This window comes from Flavonifractor sp., from assembly GCF_019422385.1.
GTDB classification, from domain to species: Bacteria; Bacillota; Clostridia; order Oscillospirales; family Oscillospiraceae; genus Flavonifractor; species Flavonifractor avistercoris.
The window spans coordinates 1-16469 of record NZ_JAHZDL010000057.1; the positions used below are offsets into that span (position 1 = coordinate 1).

At 66.1% G+C, this 16469-nt stretch carries 16 protein-coding genes and 1 riboswitch; of the genes, 11 read left to right on the plus strand and 5 right to left on the minus strand.

Features of this window, described 5'->3' with window-relative positions:
* Positions 1–318: 318 nt before the first annotated feature.
* The 4 genes from QZ378_RS08505 to QZ378_RS08520 all read left to right on the plus strand — a co-directional run bounded on the left by QZ378_RS08505 (position 319) and on the right by QZ378_RS08520 (position 4939).
* The gene (locus QZ378_RS08505; RefSeq protein ID WP_291257960.1) at positions 319–891 is read left to right on the plus strand and encodes a hypothetical protein; all 573 of its coding nucleotides are present in this window, start codon (positions 319–321) and stop codon (positions 889–891) included.
* A 246-nt stretch (positions 892–1137) separates the two neighbouring features.
* Positions 1138–3270: a 5'-nucleotidase C-terminal domain-containing protein gene (locus tag QZ378_RS08510; protein ID WP_291257961.1), complete on the plus strand. Its 2133-nt coding sequence runs from the start codon at positions 1138–1140 to the stop codon at positions 3268–3270.
* Between the two features lie 131 nt (positions 3271–3401).
* The gene (gene miaA / locus QZ378_RS08515; protein ID WP_291257962.1) at positions 3402–4298 is read left to right on the plus strand and encodes a tRNA (adenosine(37)-N6)-dimethylallyltransferase MiaA; all 897 of its coding nucleotides are present in this window, start codon (positions 3402–3404) and stop codon (positions 4296–4298) included.
* 122 nt (positions 4299–4420) lie between these two features.
* A complete protein-coding gene (locus QZ378_RS08520) occupies positions 4421–4939 on the plus strand; it encodes an HD domain-containing protein (protein WP_191528326.1) in 519 nt (172 codons plus the stop codon).
* A 53-nt stretch (positions 4940–4992) separates the two neighbouring features.
* On the opposite strand, the gene QZ378_RS08525 is transcribed toward QZ378_RS08520, so the two are convergent.
* Positions 4993–5706 carry a DUF6198 family protein gene (locus QZ378_RS08525; protein ID WP_291257963.1) on the minus strand — a complete coding sequence of 238 codons (714 nt, stop codon included), beginning with the start codon at positions 5704–5706 and terminating at the stop codon, positions 4993–4995.
* The gene (locus QZ378_RS08530) at positions 5703–6137 is read right to left on the minus strand and encodes a MarR family transcriptional regulator (protein ID WP_191379339.1); all 435 of its coding nucleotides are present in this window, start codon (positions 6135–6137) and stop codon (positions 5703–5705) included. Before QZ378_RS08530 ends, QZ378_RS08525 begins: the two co-directional genes overlap by 4 nt.
* Before the next feature lie 169 nt (positions 6138–6306).
* A riboswitch (glycine riboswitch) is annotated at positions 6307–6390 on the plus strand.
* Between the two features lie 125 nt (positions 6391–6515).
* Between QZ378_RS08530 and gcvT the strand changes: the two genes are divergently transcribed.
* From gcvT to QZ378_RS08565, 7 genes are all read left to right on the plus strand, one after another.
* Positions 6516–7583 carry a glycine cleavage system aminomethyltransferase GcvT gene (gene gcvT, locus QZ378_RS08535; protein ID WP_366935177.1) on the plus strand — a complete coding sequence of 356 codons (1068 nt, stop codon included), beginning with the start codon at positions 6516–6518 and terminating at the stop codon, positions 7581–7583.
* A gap of 48 nt (positions 7584–7631) precedes the next feature.
* Positions 7632–8012, plus strand: coding sequence for a glycine cleavage system protein GcvH (gene gcvH / locus QZ378_RS08540; protein WP_291257965.1), 381 nt, complete (start codon positions 7632–7634; stop codon positions 8010–8012).
* A gap of 1 nt (position 8013) precedes the next feature.
* Positions 8014–9321: an aminomethyl-transferring glycine dehydrogenase subunit GcvPA gene (gcvPA, locus tag QZ378_RS08545; RefSeq protein ID WP_291257966.1), complete on the plus strand. Its 1308-nt coding sequence runs from the start codon at positions 8014–8016 to the stop codon at positions 9319–9321.
* Positions 9318–10739: an aminomethyl-transferring glycine dehydrogenase subunit GcvPB gene (gene gcvPB, locus QZ378_RS08550; protein ID WP_291257967.1), complete on the plus strand. Its 1422-nt coding sequence runs from the start codon at positions 9318–9320 to the stop codon at positions 10737–10739. The genes gcvPA and gcvPB overlap by 4 nt, the downstream gene beginning before the upstream one ends.
* 3 nt (positions 10740–10742) lie before the next feature.
* Positions 10743–12050: an FAD-dependent oxidoreductase gene (locus tag QZ378_RS08555; protein WP_291257968.1), complete on the plus strand. Its 1308-nt coding sequence runs from the start codon at positions 10743–10745 to the stop codon at positions 12048–12050.
* Positions 12051–12162: 112 nt separating this feature from the next.
* Positions 12163–12435 carry a DUF6514 family protein gene (locus QZ378_RS08560; RefSeq protein WP_291257969.1) on the plus strand — a complete coding sequence of 91 codons (273 nt, stop codon included), beginning with the start codon at positions 12163–12165 and terminating at the stop codon, positions 12433–12435.
* Positions 12436–12747: 312 nt separating this feature from the next.
* Positions 12748–14133: a sodium-dependent transporter gene (locus tag QZ378_RS08565; RefSeq protein ID WP_291257970.1), complete on the plus strand. Its 1386-nt coding sequence runs from the start codon at positions 12748–12750 to the stop codon at positions 14131–14133.
* Between the two features lie 400 nt (positions 14134–14533).
* Here the strand turns inward: QZ378_RS08565 and QZ378_RS08570 are convergent, their stop codons facing one another.
* From QZ378_RS08570 to QZ378_RS08580, 3 genes are all read right to left on the minus strand, one after another.
* Positions 14534–15181, minus strand: coding sequence for an ABC-2 transporter permease (locus QZ378_RS08570; RefSeq protein ID WP_291257971.1), 648 nt, complete (start codon positions 15179–15181; stop codon positions 14534–14536).
* Between the two features lies 1 nt (position 15182).
* Positions 15183–15830, minus strand: a complete 648-nt coding sequence (locus QZ378_RS08575) for an ABC-2 transporter permease (RefSeq protein WP_291257972.1) — start codon at positions 15828–15830, stop codon at positions 15183–15185.
* A partial coding sequence (locus tag QZ378_RS08580) for an ATP-binding cassette domain-containing protein (protein WP_291257973.1) occupies positions 15827–16469 on the minus strand: 643 nt, incomplete at its 5' end. The genes QZ378_RS08580 and QZ378_RS08575, both read right to left, overlap by 4 nt.

A 16469-nucleotide genomic window follows, 5' to 3' on the forward strand; every position in this document is an offset into this window, starting at 1 on the left:
TCGGCGCGGGCACCTACGCCGACGACGTGGCCACCTTCTGCTCCAAGGAGCTGGTTCGCCGTCTGGGCAAGTAATTCCGCTTTCTTCCTCTCTCCTCTTTTTCTTTCAAGCGCGCAGGCGCCGGGCAAAAGCCCGGCGCCTGCGTGCTTCTGTTTCTGACATTCGGCTGCCTTCTGTCCGTTCTATATTATATAAGGTAGGAACATCATGCCTTTTCCTGAAAATCCGGTCGACAGTTCCCGCCTTCCGTGCTATAATGACCCTGTCCGGCGGAGGACGCCCCCAGCCCCATCTGCCGGCAGGAAAGGAGCTTCTATCATGGGAAACAATCGAATGGGCAGGATCCTCTCCGGCGTGCTGTCTGCGGCCCTGATGCTCTCCCTGGCCCCCGCCGCCCTGGCGGCGGAGCCCGAGGCCACCGCGGAGCCCGAGGCCACCACCCCCAACTGGGGTGACGGCAACGTATACGTCACCGACCTGGACAAGAGCGGCACCGCCGCCTCCTTTGTGGGCACCGACGGCAGCCCCTACTTCCGGATCCGGGATCTGGCTTACATCTTCACCGGCTCTGAGCACCAGTTCAACGTGGACTGGGTCGATGGCCAGGTGGTGGTCACCACCGGCGCGGCCTATGACGGCGACGTGCTGGAGGTGCCCGCGGACATCTCCGCCGCCGACCGCAATCAGACCCCGGTGGAGATCACCGTCTCCGTGGACGGCACGGAGATCGCCGTGCCCGCCATCGCCGTGGACGGCCACTACTACCTGACCGTGGAGTCCTTCAACGCCCTGCTGGGCACCGACGCCACCGTGCAGGAGAAGCCCGCCCCGGCTGAGGAGTCCCCCGCTCCCCAGGAGAGCACCGCGCCCGAGGCGGAGAGCACCGAGTAAGGCCCTCTTCCCGCCATTCCGGTTTCATCTTGTACACAAAAAGAGGAGCCCGGCGGCAGCAGCCGCCGGGCTCTTTTTCTGTTGGGAGGCGGTTCGCCCGCCTTTCAAGCTGTGAAATCTCCAATATATAAATTTGTGCGTTTTTCACAAAAACTATCGACGACAAAATGGCAGAATGGTATAATTCCTGTGTTGGGGGAGACTGGACAAATCTTCCCCCGGGAAAGATGGAAAGGAGCGCAAACCATGAAACAGAAACGACTCAGCAAACTTCTCTCTGCCGTGTTGTCCGCGGCACTGGTGCTCTCTCTGGCACCCGCCGCCCTGGCGGCGGAGGGGGAGACCCACATCACCATCATCGGCACCTCGGATACCCACGGCAACGTCTGGGGGTACTCCTATGAGGACATGGCCGAGAGTACCGATGACGGCCTGGCCCGCATCTCCACCTATGTCAACCAGGTGCGCGCGGAGAATCCCAACACCATCCTGGTGGACACCGGCGACACCATCCAGGGCACCATCATGACCGACGATCTCTACTCCAAGGACACCGCGAACCACCCGGTGCCCGCCGCCATGAACTACATGGGCTACGACGCCTGGACACTGGGCAACCATGAATTCAACTTCGGCGTTGACACCCTGAAATCCATCCTGGCTCAGGCCGAGATGCCGGTGCTGGCGGCCAACATCAAGAACGCCGACGGCAGCTATTTCACCGGTGCCGGCTACACCATTGTGGAGCGGGGCGGCGTCAAGGTGGCCGTCATCGGCGTGGACACCCCCAACATTCCCCGCTGGGACGGCACCAAGCAGGGCGTGGAGGAGCTGACCTTTGAGCCCCTGGCCGACGCGGTGAACGAGTGCATCGACGCCATCGGCGGCAGCGCCGACGTCATCATGGTCTGTGCCCACGCCGGTCTGGAGGCCGAGTACTCCACCGACGGCTCCGACGCCGGCAAGACCATCCTGGAGCAGTGCCCCGAGGTGGACATCCTCCAGCTGGGCCACACCCACACCACCTATGTGAACAACGACACCATCCCCGTGGGCGAGACCGCCAACAACGCCGGCGAGGTGGTGCGCTATGACCTGACCCTGGATGCCAACAAGGAGATCACCTCCGCCACCGTGGAGACCGTCTCCATGGAGGGCATCGAGCCCGACCAGGGCCTGCGCGACGTGGCCGCCGTCAAGGACGCCCAGGACAAGACCGTGTCCTTCATCCAGGACAACGTGCTGGGCCATGCCGCCGCCGACTTCCAGCCCGCCAACGAGATCGCCGGCATCCCCGCCGGCCGCATCCAGGACACCGCCGTCATCGACCTCATCGGCACCGTCCAGCTGGAGAACTCCGGCGCCGACGTCACCGCCGTGGCCCTGTTCAAGGACACCAGCGATCTGAAGGCCGGGCCGCTGAACTACGGCAACATGTTCGACATCTACAAGTACCCCAACGTGCTCTACACCGTGGAGGTCACCGGCGCCGAGATGAAGGCCTACATGGAGTGGGCCGCCGAGTGCTGGAACCAGTGGCAGCCCGGGGACATCAACATCTCCTTCAACCCCGACAAGGCCGGCTATCTCCACGACCACTTCATCGGCCTGAACTACGAGGTCAACCTGTCCAAGCCCGCCGGGGAGCGCATTGAGAACGTGACCTTCCAGGGCCAGCCCCTCACCGACGACATGACCCTCACCCTGTGCGTCAACGACTACCGCTACACCGGCCTGAAGAACGAGGGCATCATCTCCGGCGAGAAGACGTGGGAGTCCTCCGCCTCCGTCCGCGACATGCTGGTGGCCTACCTGGCCGAGCACGATCCCCTGGAGCCCGTGGTGGACAACAACTGGAAGATCACCGGCGTGGATCTCCAGCTGGACAACCCGGAGCGTGCCGCTTACATCGAGAAGGTCAACTCCGGCGAGCTGGCCACCCCCTATAACAAGAGCATCAACCTGAACGAGGCCAACAACGTCATCGTCAACGGCCTGCTCTGCTCCGCCGACAGCGCGGTGAGCAGCGGTCTGGGAGACACCACCTTCTACCGCCTGCGTGATCTGGCCGCCGCCTTCCAGGGCACCACGGCCGCCTTCAACGTGGAGTGGAACAACGGCGTGGTCGTCACCAAGGGCGGCGAATATACCGACGAGCCCCTGCCCGCCCGTGCCGACGGAACCGCCATTGACTACGCCGACCTGACCGTCACCGTGGACGGCGCTCCTGTGGAGGTCTCCGCCCTGCTGATCGGCGGGAACTACTATGTCTCCGCCGACGGCATCAACACCCTGCTGGGCATCAGCGCCGCCGAGGCCGACGGCGTGCTGACCCTCACCGCCGACGAGGCGGGCGCCGGCAACGGCAGCGCCGGCTGAGCCATCAGCCCTCAGACCAACCAAAACCATGCGGCGGGAGTTTCCCGCCGCACGGTTTTTGCCGCCGGGTTGTCCCGGCGGCGGTTTTATGGTAAGATCATCAGCACAGAAGAAGAAAGGAGGTGCCGCCCATGTCTCTGCCCAAGCTGATTGTGGTGCTGGGCACCACCGCCTGCGGCAAGAGCGGCCTGGGGGTGGAGCTGGCCAAACGGTTTGACGGGGAGATCGTCTCCGCCGACTCCCGGCAGGTATATAAGGGCCTGGATCTGGGCACCGGCAAGGTGACCGAGGAGGAGATGGAGGGGGTCCCCCACCACATGCTGGACGTGGTGGAGCCCAATCAGCCCTACTCGGTGGCCGACTTCCAGGCCGGGGCCTACGCCGCCATCGACGATATCCTCGCCCGGGGCAGAACCCCCTTCCTGGTGGGGGGCACCGGGCTGTATGTCCGGGCGGTGACCGAGGGCTTTACCTTCACCGACGCCCGGCCCGACCCCGCCCTCCGGGCGGAGCTGGAGGGGAAAACCACGGAGGAGCTGTACGCCCTGCTGCGGGAGAAAACCGGCGTCACCCTCACCGGCGGGGAGGAGAACAACCGCCACCGTCTCATGCGCTCGGTGGAGAAGGCCCTGTCCGGCCGGTGGGAGAGCCCGCCGCCCTACCCCCGGTATGACTGCCTGCTGCTTGGGGTGACCTTCCCCCGGGAGGAGGTGTGCCGCCGCATCGACGCCCGCCTCCAGGCACGCATCGACGCCGGGATGCTCGACGAGGTGGCAGAGCTCCGGGCCAATGGTGCCACCGACGCGTTCCTGGAGGGGCTGGGGCTGGAGTACCGCTACATCCTGCGCTACCTCACCGGGCAGATCCCCACTCTGGACGGCCTGAAGGACGAGCTGGGCCGGGCCATCAAGCGCTTCGCCAAGCGGCAGATGGTGTGGTTCAAAAAGGACAGGGACGTGCTGTGGCTGGATATGGAGGGGGACTTTCTCACCCAGGCCGTCCGGGCCGTGGAGGGCTTTCTGGTCTGAGCCCTTCCCCTTTTCTTAAAAAAACTTTACCAAATCCTAAACTTCTCTCCATGGACTCTTTCGTCCCGGGCGGTATACTGGTAGGCAGATACCGGAACGCCCGGGGGAAGGAGTCCATTGCCATGCGGAAGCATCCAAACGAGAGGGAATACTGGGACTGCGTGTCCGAGCTGCTGGCCGACGGCGCCGTGCAGGCCATGCGCCTGCTGCCCCAGCACCGGGCCGGGGTGAGCTGCTTCGACCACAGTGTGCTGGTCAGCCGCATCAGCTGGCGCATCTGCCGCGCCCTGGGGCTGGATGAGCGGGCGGCGGCCCGGGGCGGCCTGCTCCACGACCTCTACCTCTACAACTGGCGGGAGAAGTCCACCCACCCCGGCGTCCGCCACGGCACCGAGCATCCCGCCATCGCCCTGGCCAACGCCCGGGCCCGCTTCCCCCTGACGTGGAAGGAGGCGGACATCATCGCCACCCACATGTTCCCCTACACGCCGACCAAATTCTATCACTGTCTGGAGTCGGCGGTGGTGAGCACGGTGGACAAGCTGTGCGCCGCCGCCGAGGTGCTGGGCCTGGTGCGGCCCTGGGCGGAGCGCGTCCCCCTGCCCGCCGCGCCGGAGGCCCATCAGGGCTGCACGCCGTGAAAAAGGCCCCGCGCACCCGCTTCTGTGCGGGCGCGCGGGGCCTTTCCGCCCCTTTACGCGGCCTGTCCCTCTGAGACGCCGGAGCCGTCCCGGCGCTCCAAAATGCGCTGTATGCCTCCATTGAGGCGGCTGTGGAACGTCCGGGCGATCATCCCCACCAGAAGGGCGGAGAGAATGGTGCCCTCCCGCACGCCGGCCAGCCGGTGGTAGAGCAGCAGGCCGAGCACCGCCGCCGTCACCGCCATGGTCACGTCCACCGCCGCCGTCACCGCCATGGTCACGTCCACCGCCACCTTGGTCTTGCCGAAGTCGGTGTGCCAGGTGGTGGAGATGGCACTGACGGTGCACTCGCCGGGGAGCATCACCACCCCGGCGGCCATCTCCATGAACACGCCGAAGCCCAGCACCAGGCAGCCGAACAGCAGGGAGAGGAGCTGAAGGGGATAGCCCTGGGGACTGTAGGCGGTGAGCATGGACATGGTCAGATCTATAAAGCAGGAGAAGCCCAGGGTCACGGGGATCTCCAGCCAGAAGTGCCGGGGAAACCGCCGGCGGAGGATCCCCAGCTGGAGCGCCACCAGCAGCAGGTTGAACACCAGGGTAAACATGCCCAGGGTGGGCGCAAAGCCGATGTCCAGCACGTAGGGGATGCTGGAGATGGGCGAGGTGCCCAGGCTGGCCTTGGTGATCAGGCTGACCCCCAGGGCATTGACGAACAGCCCCGCGATAAAAAAGAGATACCGGCGTATCAGCTCTCCTCTGTTCATTGCAGCGCCTCCTTATTTTCCGCCAGATGCTCGCACACATGGCGCAGGCCCCGCAGCAGGGCCGCGCCCTCGGCCTCGTCCAGGCCGGAGAGCATCTCCCGATCGCACGCCTCCAGCACCCGCAGCACCTCCCGCTGCTTCTCCCAGCCGAAGTCCGTCAGGTAGACGTGGAGGGCGCGGCGGTCGCCCCCCTCGGCCCGGCGCTCCACCAGGCCCTTCTCCTCCATCCGGCCCAGCAGGCCGGTGAGGGTGGCCGGGTCGATCTGGCACCCCAGGGCGATATTTTTCTGCACGCTGCCGTTGTGAAGGCCCAGGTAGTTGAGCACCTTGGGCTGCCCCGCCGTCAGGCCGGAGCCGGCCAGCCGGGCCAGGATCCTGCGCTGGAACATGCCCTGGGCGGCCAGCAGCAGGTAGTGAAAGCTGGTATCCATTCTCTGTCCTCCTCAGACCATTTGTATCCAAATGATTTGTATACAAATAATATAACAGGAAATCCCCCGCCTGTCAATTGTCCGGATCCGCCAAAAATGTGGTTGACTTTTCCCCTGTGGGCCCGTATACTGATGAGTGTAAAATATGTCATCAACTTCATACCGCCGGATGATGGGGCCGAGAGAGGGCGGGAAACCGCCGCCGAAGGGGCAAGCGCAGGGATCTCTCAGGCAGAAGGATCGGCCCCGGACGGGACTCTGGAAAGCGGACGGCAGTCCGCGCCGACGGGGGCAAAACTCTCAGGCAACCCAACAGAGGCGCATGGCAGAATTGCCATGCGCTTTTTTGCTGTCCAAAATCAGAAGGAGGGAATGGAAATGGAAGGACGCAAGACCCCTCTCTACGACCGCCACACGGCGGCGGGAGGGAAGATCGTCCCCTTCGCGGGGTGGCTGCTGCCGGTGCAGTACAGCGGCGTGATCGCCGAGCACAGGGCGGTGCGCTCCGCCTGCGGGCTGTTCGACGTGAGCCACATGGGGGAGCTGGTGCTGCGGGGCGCCGACGCCCTGGCCAACGTGAACAATTTGATGACCAATGACTTTTCCGGCATGGCGGACGGCCAGGCCCGGTACTCCCCCATGTGCTACGAGGACGGGGGCATGGTGGACGATCTGATCCTCTACAGGTGCTCGGACACGGCCTATCTGATCGTGGTCAACGCCGCCAACAGGGACAAGGACGCCGGCTGGATCCGCGCCCATCTGACCGGCGACTGCGCCATGGAGGACATCTCCGACCAGGTGGCCCAGCTGGCCCTCCAGGGGCCGGAGGCGGAGTCCATCCTCCGCACCCTGACGGGGGACATTCCGGAGAAGAACTACACCGCCGTGCTCCACGGCACGGTGGACGGGCGGCCCTGCCTGGTGTCCCGCACCGGGTACACCGGGGAGGACGGGTTTGAGCTCTACTGCGCCCCCGGCGACGCCCCCGCCCTGTGGGACGCCCTGATCGCCGCCGGGGCCGTGCCCTGCGGCCTGGGGGCCCGGGACACCCTGCGGCTGGAGGCCGCCATGCCCCTCTACGGCCACGAGCTGTCCCCGGAGATCAACCCCTACGAGGCTGGGCTGGGCATCTTCGTCAAGCTGGACAAGGCCGGCTTCATCGGCAAGGCTGCCCTGGAGCAGGCCCGGCCGGTACGCCGCCGCCGGGTGGGCCTGAAGATGACCGGCCGGGGCATCGCCCGGGAGGAGTGCCCGGTGTACGACGGGGAGCGGCAGATCGGCGTGGTCACCTCGGGCACCCACTGCCCCTGGCTGGGCTGCGCCGTGGCCATGGCCCTGGTGGACGCCGATTACAAGGAGCCGGGCACCGCCCTCCAGGTGGACGTGCGGGGCCGCCGGGTGGAGGCCGAGGTGGTCAAAACCCCCTTCTACAAGCGCGGATAACAGCACATTTCGCAATATCATATAGAAAATTTACAGGAGGTTATCACTATGAACATCCCTGAGGAGCTGCGCTACACCAAGTCCCACGAGTGGCTGAAGGAGGAGGACGGGGTCTATACCGTGGGCCTCACCGACTTCGCCCAGCACGCCCTGGGCGACATCGTCTTTGTCAACCTGCCCCAGGAGGGGGATCCGCTGACCGCCGGAGAGGCCCTGGGCGACGTGGAGTCGGTGAAGGCCGTGTCCGACGTGATCTCCCCTGTGTCCGGCGTGGTAAAGGCGGTCAACGAGGAGCTGCTGGACAATCCCGCCCTGGTAAACGAGGATCCCTACGGGGCCTGGCTGGTTCAGGTGGAGGAGGTTTCCGACGAGGAGGAGCTGCTGGACGCGGCGGCCTACGAGGCCCACTGCGCCGGGGAGGAGGCCTGACATGGGAGGCTATCTGCCCGCCGCTGAGGCGGAGCGGGCCGCCCAGTACGCCGCCCTGGGCCTGGACGGCCCGGCGGGGCTGTACCGGGACGTGCCCGATTCCGTATATCTGAAGGAGCCCCTGCACATGCCGGAGCCCAAGTCGGAGCTGGAGGTGCGCCGCATCCTGGAGGGTCTGGCGGAACAGAACGTCCGCTTCCGCACCATCCTCCGGGGGGCCGGGGCCTACGACCACTACATCCCCGCCGCCGTCAGCCGGATCGCCGCCAAGGAGGCCTTTGTCACCGCCTACACCCCCTATCAGGCGGAGATCAGCCAGGGGGTGCTCCAGTCCATCTTTGAGTTCCAGACCATGATCTGCGAACTCACCGGCCTGGACGCGGCCAACGCCTCGGTGTACGACGGGGCCTCCGCCGCGGCGGAGGCGGTGGCTATGTGCAAAGAGCGCAAGCGCACCCGCGCCGTGATCTCCGCCGCCGCCCACCCGGACGTGATCGCCACCATTCAGACCTACTGCTTCGGCTCCGGCACAGAGGTGGTGCTGGCCCCGGTGAAGGACGGCGTCACCGATCTCACCGGGCTGCTGGACGACGCCACCGCCTGCGTCTACATCCAGCACCCCAACTTCTTCGGCCAGCTGGAGGATCTCCGGGGCTTTGCCGAGGCGGCCCACGCCGCCGGGGCCAAGCTGATCGCCGGGGTCAACCCCGCCACCCTGGGCGTGCTGGAGTCCCCCGGCGCCTGCGGGGCGGACATCGCCGTGGGCGAGGGCCAGCCCCTGGGCCTGCCCCTGGCCTGGGGCGGCCCCTACCTGGGCTTCATGGCCGCCGCTCAGCCCCTCATGCGCAGGCTGCCCGGCCGCATCGTGGGGGAGACCACCGACTCCAGGGGGGAGCGGGCCTTCGTCCTCACCATGCAGGCCAGAGAGCAGCACATCCGCCGGGAGAAGGCCTCCTCCAACGTGTGCTCCAACGAAGCCCTGTGCGCCCTCACCGCCTCTATCTACCTGTCCCTCATGGGCCGGTCGGGCCTGCGGCAGGTGGGGGAGCAGTGCCACGCCAAGGCCCACTATCTGGCGGAGGAGCTGTGTCAGATTCCCGGCGTGTCCCTGCGCTACCCCGGCCCCTTCTTCCACGAGTTTGTCACCGACCTGCCCCAGCCCCGGAAGGTGCTCTCCGCCCTGGAGGAGCAGGGCATCCTGGGCGGCTGGGTGCTGGGGGACGGCCTGCTGTGGTGCGCTACCGAAAAGCAGACGAAAGAGCAGCTGGACGAGGCCGTTTCCATTGTGAAGGAGGTGCTGGGCGCATGAAACTGATTTTTGAACGCAGCCGCCCCGGCCGGGGCAACGACATCCTGCCCCCGCTGGACGTGCCCGTCGCCCCCCTGCCGGAGGAGTACCGGCGGAAGGCTCCTCCCCGGCTGCCCGAGATCGGGGAGAGCGACCTGTCCCGCCACTACCAGGCCCTGTCCCGCCGGGCCTTCGGCGTGTGCGACGGATTCTACCCCCTGGGCTCCTGCACCATGAAGTACAATCCCAAGCTGGGGGAGGAGCTGGCGTCCCTGCCCGGCTTCACCGGCATCCACCCCCTCCAGCCCATTCAGACCATCCTGGGCTGCCAGAAGGTGATCACCCAGGCGGAGTATCTTTTGTGCGAGGTCACCGGCATGGACGCCATGACCTTCCAGCCCGCCGCCGGCGCCCACGGGGAGTTCACCGGACTGCTGCTCATCAAGGCCTACCACCACAGCCGGGGGGACAGCGGCCGCACCGTGATCCTGGTGCCCGACTCCGCCCACGGCACCAACCCGGCCTCCGCCGCTATGGCTGGCTTCACCGTGAAGAACATCCCCTCCACGCCGGAGGGGCTGGTGGATCTGGAGGCCCTCAAAGCCGCCTGCGGCCCTGACACGGCGGGACTCATGCTCACCAACCCCAACACCGTGGGCCTCTTTGAGCGGGACATCCTGGACATCACCGCCATCGTCCACGAGGCGGGGGGGCTGGTGTACTACGACGGGGCCAACCTGAACGCCATCATGGGGGTGGCCCGGCCCGGCGACATGGGCTTTGACATGTGCCACCTGAACCTGCACAAGACCTTCGCCACCCCCCACGGCGGCGGCGGCCCGGGCAGCGGCCCGGTGGGCGTCAAGGAGTTCCTGATCCCCTTCCTCCCCGGCTCCGCCCTGGGCGGCTACGGCGGGGAGCAGTCCATCGGCCAGGTGCGGGCCTTCCACGCCAACTTCCTGGTGGTGGTGCGGGCCCTGGCCTACCTGCTGCGGCTGGGCAACGCCGGCATCGCGGAGGCCGCCCACACGGCGGTGCTCAACGCCAACTACCTGAAACAGAAGCTGGAGGAGGCGGGCTACACCGCCGCCTTCCCCGGCCTGTGCATGCACGAGTTTGTCCTCACCCTGGAGGAGGTGAAAAAGGAGACCGGCGTGTCCGCCCTGGACGCGGCCAAGGCCATGCTGGACGCGGGGATCCACCCGCCCACCATGTACTTCCCCCTGATCGTCCACGAGGCGCTGATGTTTGAGCCCACCGAGACCGAGACCCCCGAGACTCTGGACGAGGCGGCGGCGGTGCTGGCGGAGATCCTCCGCCGGGCAAAGGAGAACCCGGAGGCCCTCCACGCCGCCCCGGTGTCCACCGCCATCGGCCGGCCCGACGAGACCTCCGCCGCCCGCCGCCCGGTGGTGCGGTATGCCTTCCCGGAGGGCTGAGCCATGTGGGATCTGATTGTCATAGGCGGAGGGCCCGGCGGCTGTGCCGCCGCCCTCCGGGCCGCAAAGGGCGGCCTGTCCGTGGCCCTGTTCGAGCCCCGGGAGGTGGGGGGCACCTGCCTGAACCGGGGGTGCGTGCCCACCAAGGCCCTGCTCCACGGGGCCGGGCCGGGCTGTGACTGGCCCGCCCTGGCGGAGGAGACGGCGCGGGTGGTGTCCACCCTCCGCGCCGGTCAGGAGAAACAGCTCCAGGCCGCCAGGGTGCAGGTGATCCCCCACCGGGCGGTTGTCACCGGCCCCCACACCGCGGAGGCGGGCGGGGAGACCTATGAGGCCCGGAATATCCTGCTCGCCGCCGGCTCCGTCCCCGCCCGGCCCCCCATCCCCGGGCTGGACACCCCCGGCGTGGTCACCAGCGACGAGCTGCTCTCCGACATCCGCCCCCGGAACCGCATGGTGATCATCGGCGGCGGGGTGATCGGGGTGGAGCTGGCCGCCGTTTGGGCCACCGCAGGGTGCCAGATCACCATCGTGGAGGCCCTGGATCGGCTGGTGGCCAATCTGGATCGGGAACTGTCCCAGGGCCTGGCCATGGAACTGAAAAAATCCGGCGTGGAGGTGTTCACCGGGGCCTCCGTGTCCCGCATCGAGCCCGGCCCGGCGGTGGTGTTCACCCACAAGGGGACGGAGCACACCGTCTCCGCCGACACGGTGCTGGCGGCCACGGGCCGGCGGCCCGCCACCGAGGGCCTCTTTGCCGATGGGGCCGCGCCGGAGCTGGAGCGGGGCTTTGTGAAGGTGGACGGGAGCTTCCGCACCTCCATCCCCTCGATTTACGCCATCGGGGACGCCATCGGCGGGGCCATGCTGGCCCACAAGGCGGAGGCCGAGGGGATAGCCGTGGCCGACCTGCTGCTGGGCCGCGCCCCCGTCCGGGGGACGGCCCCCATCCCCTCCTGCGTCTACACCAGCCCGGAGCTGGCCCAGGTGGGCCTCACCGCCGACCAGGCCAAGGCCGGGGGCGTGCCGGTGGTCACCGGCAAGTGCGTGCTGGGGGGCAACGCCCGCACCCTCATTGAGGGGGGAAAGCGGGGCTTTGTGAAGCTGGTGTTCCACCGGGAGACCCGCGCCCTGCTGGGGGCCTGCCTGTGCTGCTGCAGGGCCACGGATCTGATCTCCGAGCTCACCCTGGCGGTGTCCCTTGGCCTGACGGCGGAGCAGCTGCTCCGCCCGGTGCGGCCCCACCCAACCTTTGCCGAGGCCATCAGCCAGGCGGCGGAGGCCGGGCTGGAGGCCCTGGAGCGGGGCTGAGCCCCGCCCCTGTCCCCTTCTGTCGAAACTTGCGCCATTTCCATACTTTACAAATGCTGGAAAATACCATAAAATGGTGTCAAGAAGAACAACAGGAGGGACAGCACACAAAATGAGGGAATTATTGGTGGAGCCCGACCGCCCGGCGGCCGGCGGAGAACTGGAAACCGGCCTGCGCTATTACGTCCTGGTGGACGAGCTGGAGCTGGGTCAGGGCATGCTCTGTGAGAGCTACGGCGTCAAGGTGACCGCCCCGGACGGGGAGGAGGCATCGGTGCGCAACATCACCGTCCGGCCGGAGCGCATCGACCGCCTGCTGGAGCTACTCCAGCGCAACCAGGTGCCGCCGGTGGCCCTGCGGGATGTGATCGACGACTGGCTATGATCCAGGAAAAGGCCTCCGACCTTTTCCTGGAGGGGCCTGCATGGCGGAAGGGCCTCGTTTTCTTCGAAAAAGTCGGCCCTTCCGCCATGAGAGGTGTCCGTTCTGAGGCGCATGTCCTCAGAACGGACGAATTTTTATTTGCTTCGCGCGGCGACAGCCGCGCGAACTCTGCGAGGCTTTTCCGGGGGCTTTCCAGGGCGGAGCGGCGGGTTTTCCCGCCGCTCCGTCCCTTTTCCGTTGACAGTATCTTGAAAATGGTCTATGATGTTGCATGGGTCGCTTCCGCGGCCTGTACAAGGAGGTACAAGAGACGTGAAAGAGAGAGAAACCTTTGCATCCCGGCTGGGCTTTGTGCTCATCTCCGCCGGGTGCGCCATCGGCCTGGGCAACGTCTGGCGCTTCCCCTATATCGTGGGTCAGTACGGCGGCGCGGCCTTTGTGCTCATCTACATCGTGTTCCTGCTGATCATGGGGCTGCCCATCATGTCCATGGAGTTCGCCGTGGGCCGGGCCAGCCGCAAGAGCATCACCATGTCCTTCCAGCAGCTGGAGCCCAGGGGCACCAAGTGGCACTGGTACGGCTGGTTCGGCATGGCGGGCAACTACCTGCTGATGATGTTCTACACCACCATCTCCGGCTGGCTGCTGCTCTACTTCTTCAAGCTGGCCTCCGGCCAGTTTGAGGGCATGGACACCGCCCAGGTCAGCGAGGCCTTTACCACCATGCAGACCCAGGACGTGGGCATTCAGCTGCTGTTCATGGTGATCGTGGTGGTGCTGGGCATGCTGGTGTGCAGCCGCGGCCTGAAAAACGGCGTGGAGAAGGCCAACAAGGCCATGATGCTCTGCCTGCTGGCCCTGCTGGTGGTGCTGGCCGTCCGCGCCGTCACCCTGCCCGGCGCGGTGGAGGGGCTGAAGTTCTACCTGGTGCCCAACTTCCACAACCTGATGTACGATGCCGACGGAAAATTCCGCCTCTTTGAGGCCATCTATGCCGCCATGGGCCAGTCCTTCTTCACCCTGAGCCTGGGCATCGGCGCCATGGCCATCTTCGGCAGCTACATCGGCAAGGAGCGCCGGCTCTTCGGCGAGTGCATCAACATCGGCGTGCTGGACACCTTTGTGGCCTTCACCTCCGGTCTGATCATCTTCCCCTCCGCCTTCGCCTTCGGGGTGAATCCGGATCAGGGGCCCAACCTGATCTTCGTCACCCTGCCCAACGTGTTCAACTCCATGCCCGGCGGCCGACTGTGGGGCGCCCTGTTCTTCGTGTTCCTGTTCTTCGCCGCCCTGTCCACCGTCACCGCCGTGTTTGAGAACATCCTGGCCTGCTGGATGGACAAATGGGGCATCTCCCGGGGCAAGGCCGTGGCGGCCAACCTGGTGCTGATCCTGCTGCTCAGCCTGCCCTGCCTGCTGGGCAACAACCTGTGGAGCGCCGTCCGCCCCTTCGGCATGAACTTCATGGATCTGGAGGATTTCCTGGTGAGCAACAACCTGCTGCCCATCGGCTCTGTGATCTACCTGCTGTTCTGCTGCTCCAAGTGGGGCTGGGGCTTTGATAACTTCCTGGCCGAGGTGGACACCGGCAAGGGCGTCCGCTTCCCCGCCCGGTTCCGGGTGTACTTCAAGTACATCCTGCCCTTTGTGGTGCTCATCATCCTCTTTATGGGGTATCTGGACAAGTTCAGCGGCTGACCCTTCCCCGCAGCATGAAATAAGCTGCCCCAGATTGTACGGGCAGCCGAAAACGGCTCCGTGGCTGGAAATATCGGGTTTTAGGCGGAGAGGCGTCGCACAGGCGGCGCCTCTCCCGCTTTATGTTCAGCCGAAGCGTGTCCAGAAGCAGATTTTCCGTCTGCTCTGTCCCGGTCTTGTAGGCCGCAATACTATCATCATAGAGGCCACGGATCAAGGGACAGCTCCAGTACACTCTGCTTAGTATGGATGTAAGAACGGTGGCCACAGATAACAAAGCTGCGTTCTCGCTGCCGCTTAATCAGCCCGTTTCCCCATGACAATACCCCCTGACGTAGTCTATTTTCCTACATCAGGGGGCGCCTTGTTACTGCCCGTTTTTACTGGGTCGGCTCACTTTTTACAACTGCTTTCTGCCGTAAATCCGCCGGGCGATGAGCCAGGAGAGTGCGTAGGCCAGCGCGCACAGGGCGGCGGCCCCCCAGGCCAGGGCGGCGGCCGCGCCGGGGGTCAGGTCGGGCAGGGCCAGCAGGCCCTTGCGCTCCAGCAGCCACAGAACCAGCATGCCGCCGAACACCGGGAGGGTGACCGCCAGCAGGGCGTAGCCGCCGGACTTGGCGCCAAAGCGGAGGAGGATGGGCAGCAGAACCGCCTCCATGGCCAGGGCCAGCCCGGTGCAGAACAGGCAGGACAGGAGCACCTCCCCCAGGGGGTCACCCAGCCGCCCCAGGGCGGCGCACAGGCAGATCAGCAGGGCCGCGGCGCCGCCGCCCCCGGCCGCTGTCAGCAGGGAGCACAGGTACTTGCCGTCCACGATTCCCCGAAGGCAGGCCGGGGTGGCGGCGGCGAACTCCCCCCACCGGGCGGCCTCGTCCAGACTGAAGGAGCTGAGGGGCACCATATAGGAAAAGAGCATGGCCATGCCGGACAGGATGTAGGCGTCCAGGGAGCCGATCAGCACAAAGACCGTGAAGATCACCAGCAGAAAGGCGTAGTACCACAGCGACCGCCGCATCAGCAGCAGATCCTTGTATGCCAGTCCCCACATATCAGAACTCCTTTTTGGCGTAGACGGCCTGGGCGATGAAGTAGGAGAGGACGAAGCCGCCCACGGACAGGATGGCCAGCAGGCCGGGGATGGCGGCAATCACCCACGCCGGAGGCACGGGGAGGGTAACCCCGCTGCCCGCGGCCAGGCCCAGCAGGGCAAAGCCGCCAAAGACCACCAGGAACAGGGCCATGGAGATCATGCGGGCCTTCTCCGCCCCGAACTTCAGCAGCAGGGGGAGCACCACCGCGTTCATGAGCAGGGCGATGCCGCCGCAGGCCAGGGTGGCCAGCAGGTACTCGGCCAGGGAGCCGTCCCCCAGGCCGCCGGCCAGGGCCAGGACAACCAGCAGGACGGCCACCAGCACGGCGCTCAACAGCACCATCAGCAGGGTGAACAGGTACTTGCCCGCCACCACCCCCCGGCGGCAGGCGGGGGAGGCCACCGCGAAGCGGTTCCAGCGGCTGATGTCGTCGGAGGTGACGGTGGTCATGGGGGTGATGATGGAGATGAGCACCACCATGCCGGCCAGCACCGAGGGTGAGAACACCCCCGCAATGCACAGGCCGCCGTAGATGACGAAGAACACCACATAGGTGCTGAGATGGCCCTTCAGGGCCAGGAAATCCTTGTAGATCAGGCCGGTCATTTGGCATCCCCCTTTACGGTAAAGACCATGATGTCCTCCAGGGTCACCGGATCCACGGTGAGGCCGGGGTAGCGGCGGACAAAGGCGTGCTTATCCTTCACCAGGGCCTCGCAGCCGAACTGTCCGGTGCGGACGCCCACCAGCAGGGCGGGATCCACCTGCTCCAGGTCGGAGCGGGAGCACACCAGGCGGCCGTAGGTGTCCAGCAGCTCGTCCTTGGCCCCGGACACCGCCACCTTCCCCCTGTGCAGGTAGGTCACGTAGTCCGCCACCTTCTCCAGATCACTGGTGATGTGGCTGGACAGGAGGATGGCGTGCTCCTCGTCCTGGATGAAGTCCAAAAACTCGTCCAGGATCTCGTCCCGCACCACCGGATCCAGGCCGGAGGTGGCCTCGTCCAGGATCAGCAGCTTGGGGCGGGCGGCGAAGGCCGCCGCCAGGGACAGCTTCATCTTCATGCCCTTGGAGAAGGTCTTGACCGGCTTCTTGCCGGCAAGGCCGAATTTGTCCAGGTAGCGCTGGTAGAGGGCCATGTCCCAGTTGGGGTAGAGCTTTGCGAGAATCTTGCCCACCTGGGGGGCGGTGAGGCCGTCGTGGAAGGTGGTCTCGTCCAGCACCACCCCCACCTGGGCCTTGACG

Excerpts from the sequence above, each read along its gene's own strand:
- QZ378_RS08505 (WP_291257960.1), top strand. The coding sequence starts at position 319 with ATGGGAAACAATCGAATGGGCAGGATCCTCTCCGGCGTGCTGTCTGCG.
- QZ378_RS08510 (WP_291257961.1), top strand. The coding sequence starts at position 1,138 with ATGAAACAGAAACGACTCAGCAAACTTCTCTCTGCCGTGTTGTCCGCG.
- miaA (WP_291257962.1), top strand. The coding sequence starts at position 3,402 with ATGTCTCTGCCCAAGCTGATTGTGGTGCTGGGCACCACCGCCTGCGGC.
- QZ378_RS08520 (WP_191528326.1), top strand. The coding sequence starts at position 4,421 with ATGCGGAAGCATCCAAACGAGAGGGAATACTGGGACTGCGTGTCCGAG.
- QZ378_RS08525 (WP_291257963.1), bottom strand. The coding sequence starts at position 5,706 with ATGAACAGAGGAGAGCTGATACGCCGGTATCTCTTTTTTATCGCGGGG.
- QZ378_RS08530 (WP_191379339.1), bottom strand. The coding sequence starts at position 6,137 with ATGGATACCAGCTTTCACTACCTGCTGCTGGCCGCCCAGGGCATGTTC.
- gcvT (WP_366935177.1), top strand. The coding sequence starts at position 6,516 with ATGGAAGGACGCAAGACCCCTCTCTACGACCGCCACACGGCGGCGGGA.
- gcvH (WP_291257965.1), top strand. The coding sequence starts at position 7,632 with ATGAACATCCCTGAGGAGCTGCGCTACACCAAGTCCCACGAGTGGCTG.
- gcvPA (WP_291257966.1), top strand. The coding sequence starts at position 8,014 with ATGGGAGGCTATCTGCCCGCCGCTGAGGCGGAGCGGGCCGCCCAGTAC.
- gcvPB (WP_291257967.1), top strand. The coding sequence starts at position 9,318 with ATGAAACTGATTTTTGAACGCAGCCGCCCCGGCCGGGGCAACGACATC.
- QZ378_RS08555 (WP_291257968.1), top strand. The coding sequence starts at position 10,743 with ATGTGGGATCTGATTGTCATAGGCGGAGGGCCCGGCGGCTGTGCCGCC.
- QZ378_RS08560 (WP_291257969.1), top strand. The coding sequence starts at position 12,163 with ATGAGGGAATTATTGGTGGAGCCCGACCGCCCGGCGGCCGGCGGAGAA.
- QZ378_RS08570 (WP_291257971.1), bottom strand. The coding sequence starts at position 15,181 with ATGTGGGGACTGGCATACAAGGATCTGCTGCTGATGCGGCGGTCGCTG.
- QZ378_RS08575 (WP_291257972.1), bottom strand. The coding sequence starts at position 15,830 with ATGACCGGCCTGATCTACAAGGATTTCCTGGCCCTGAAGGGCCATCTC.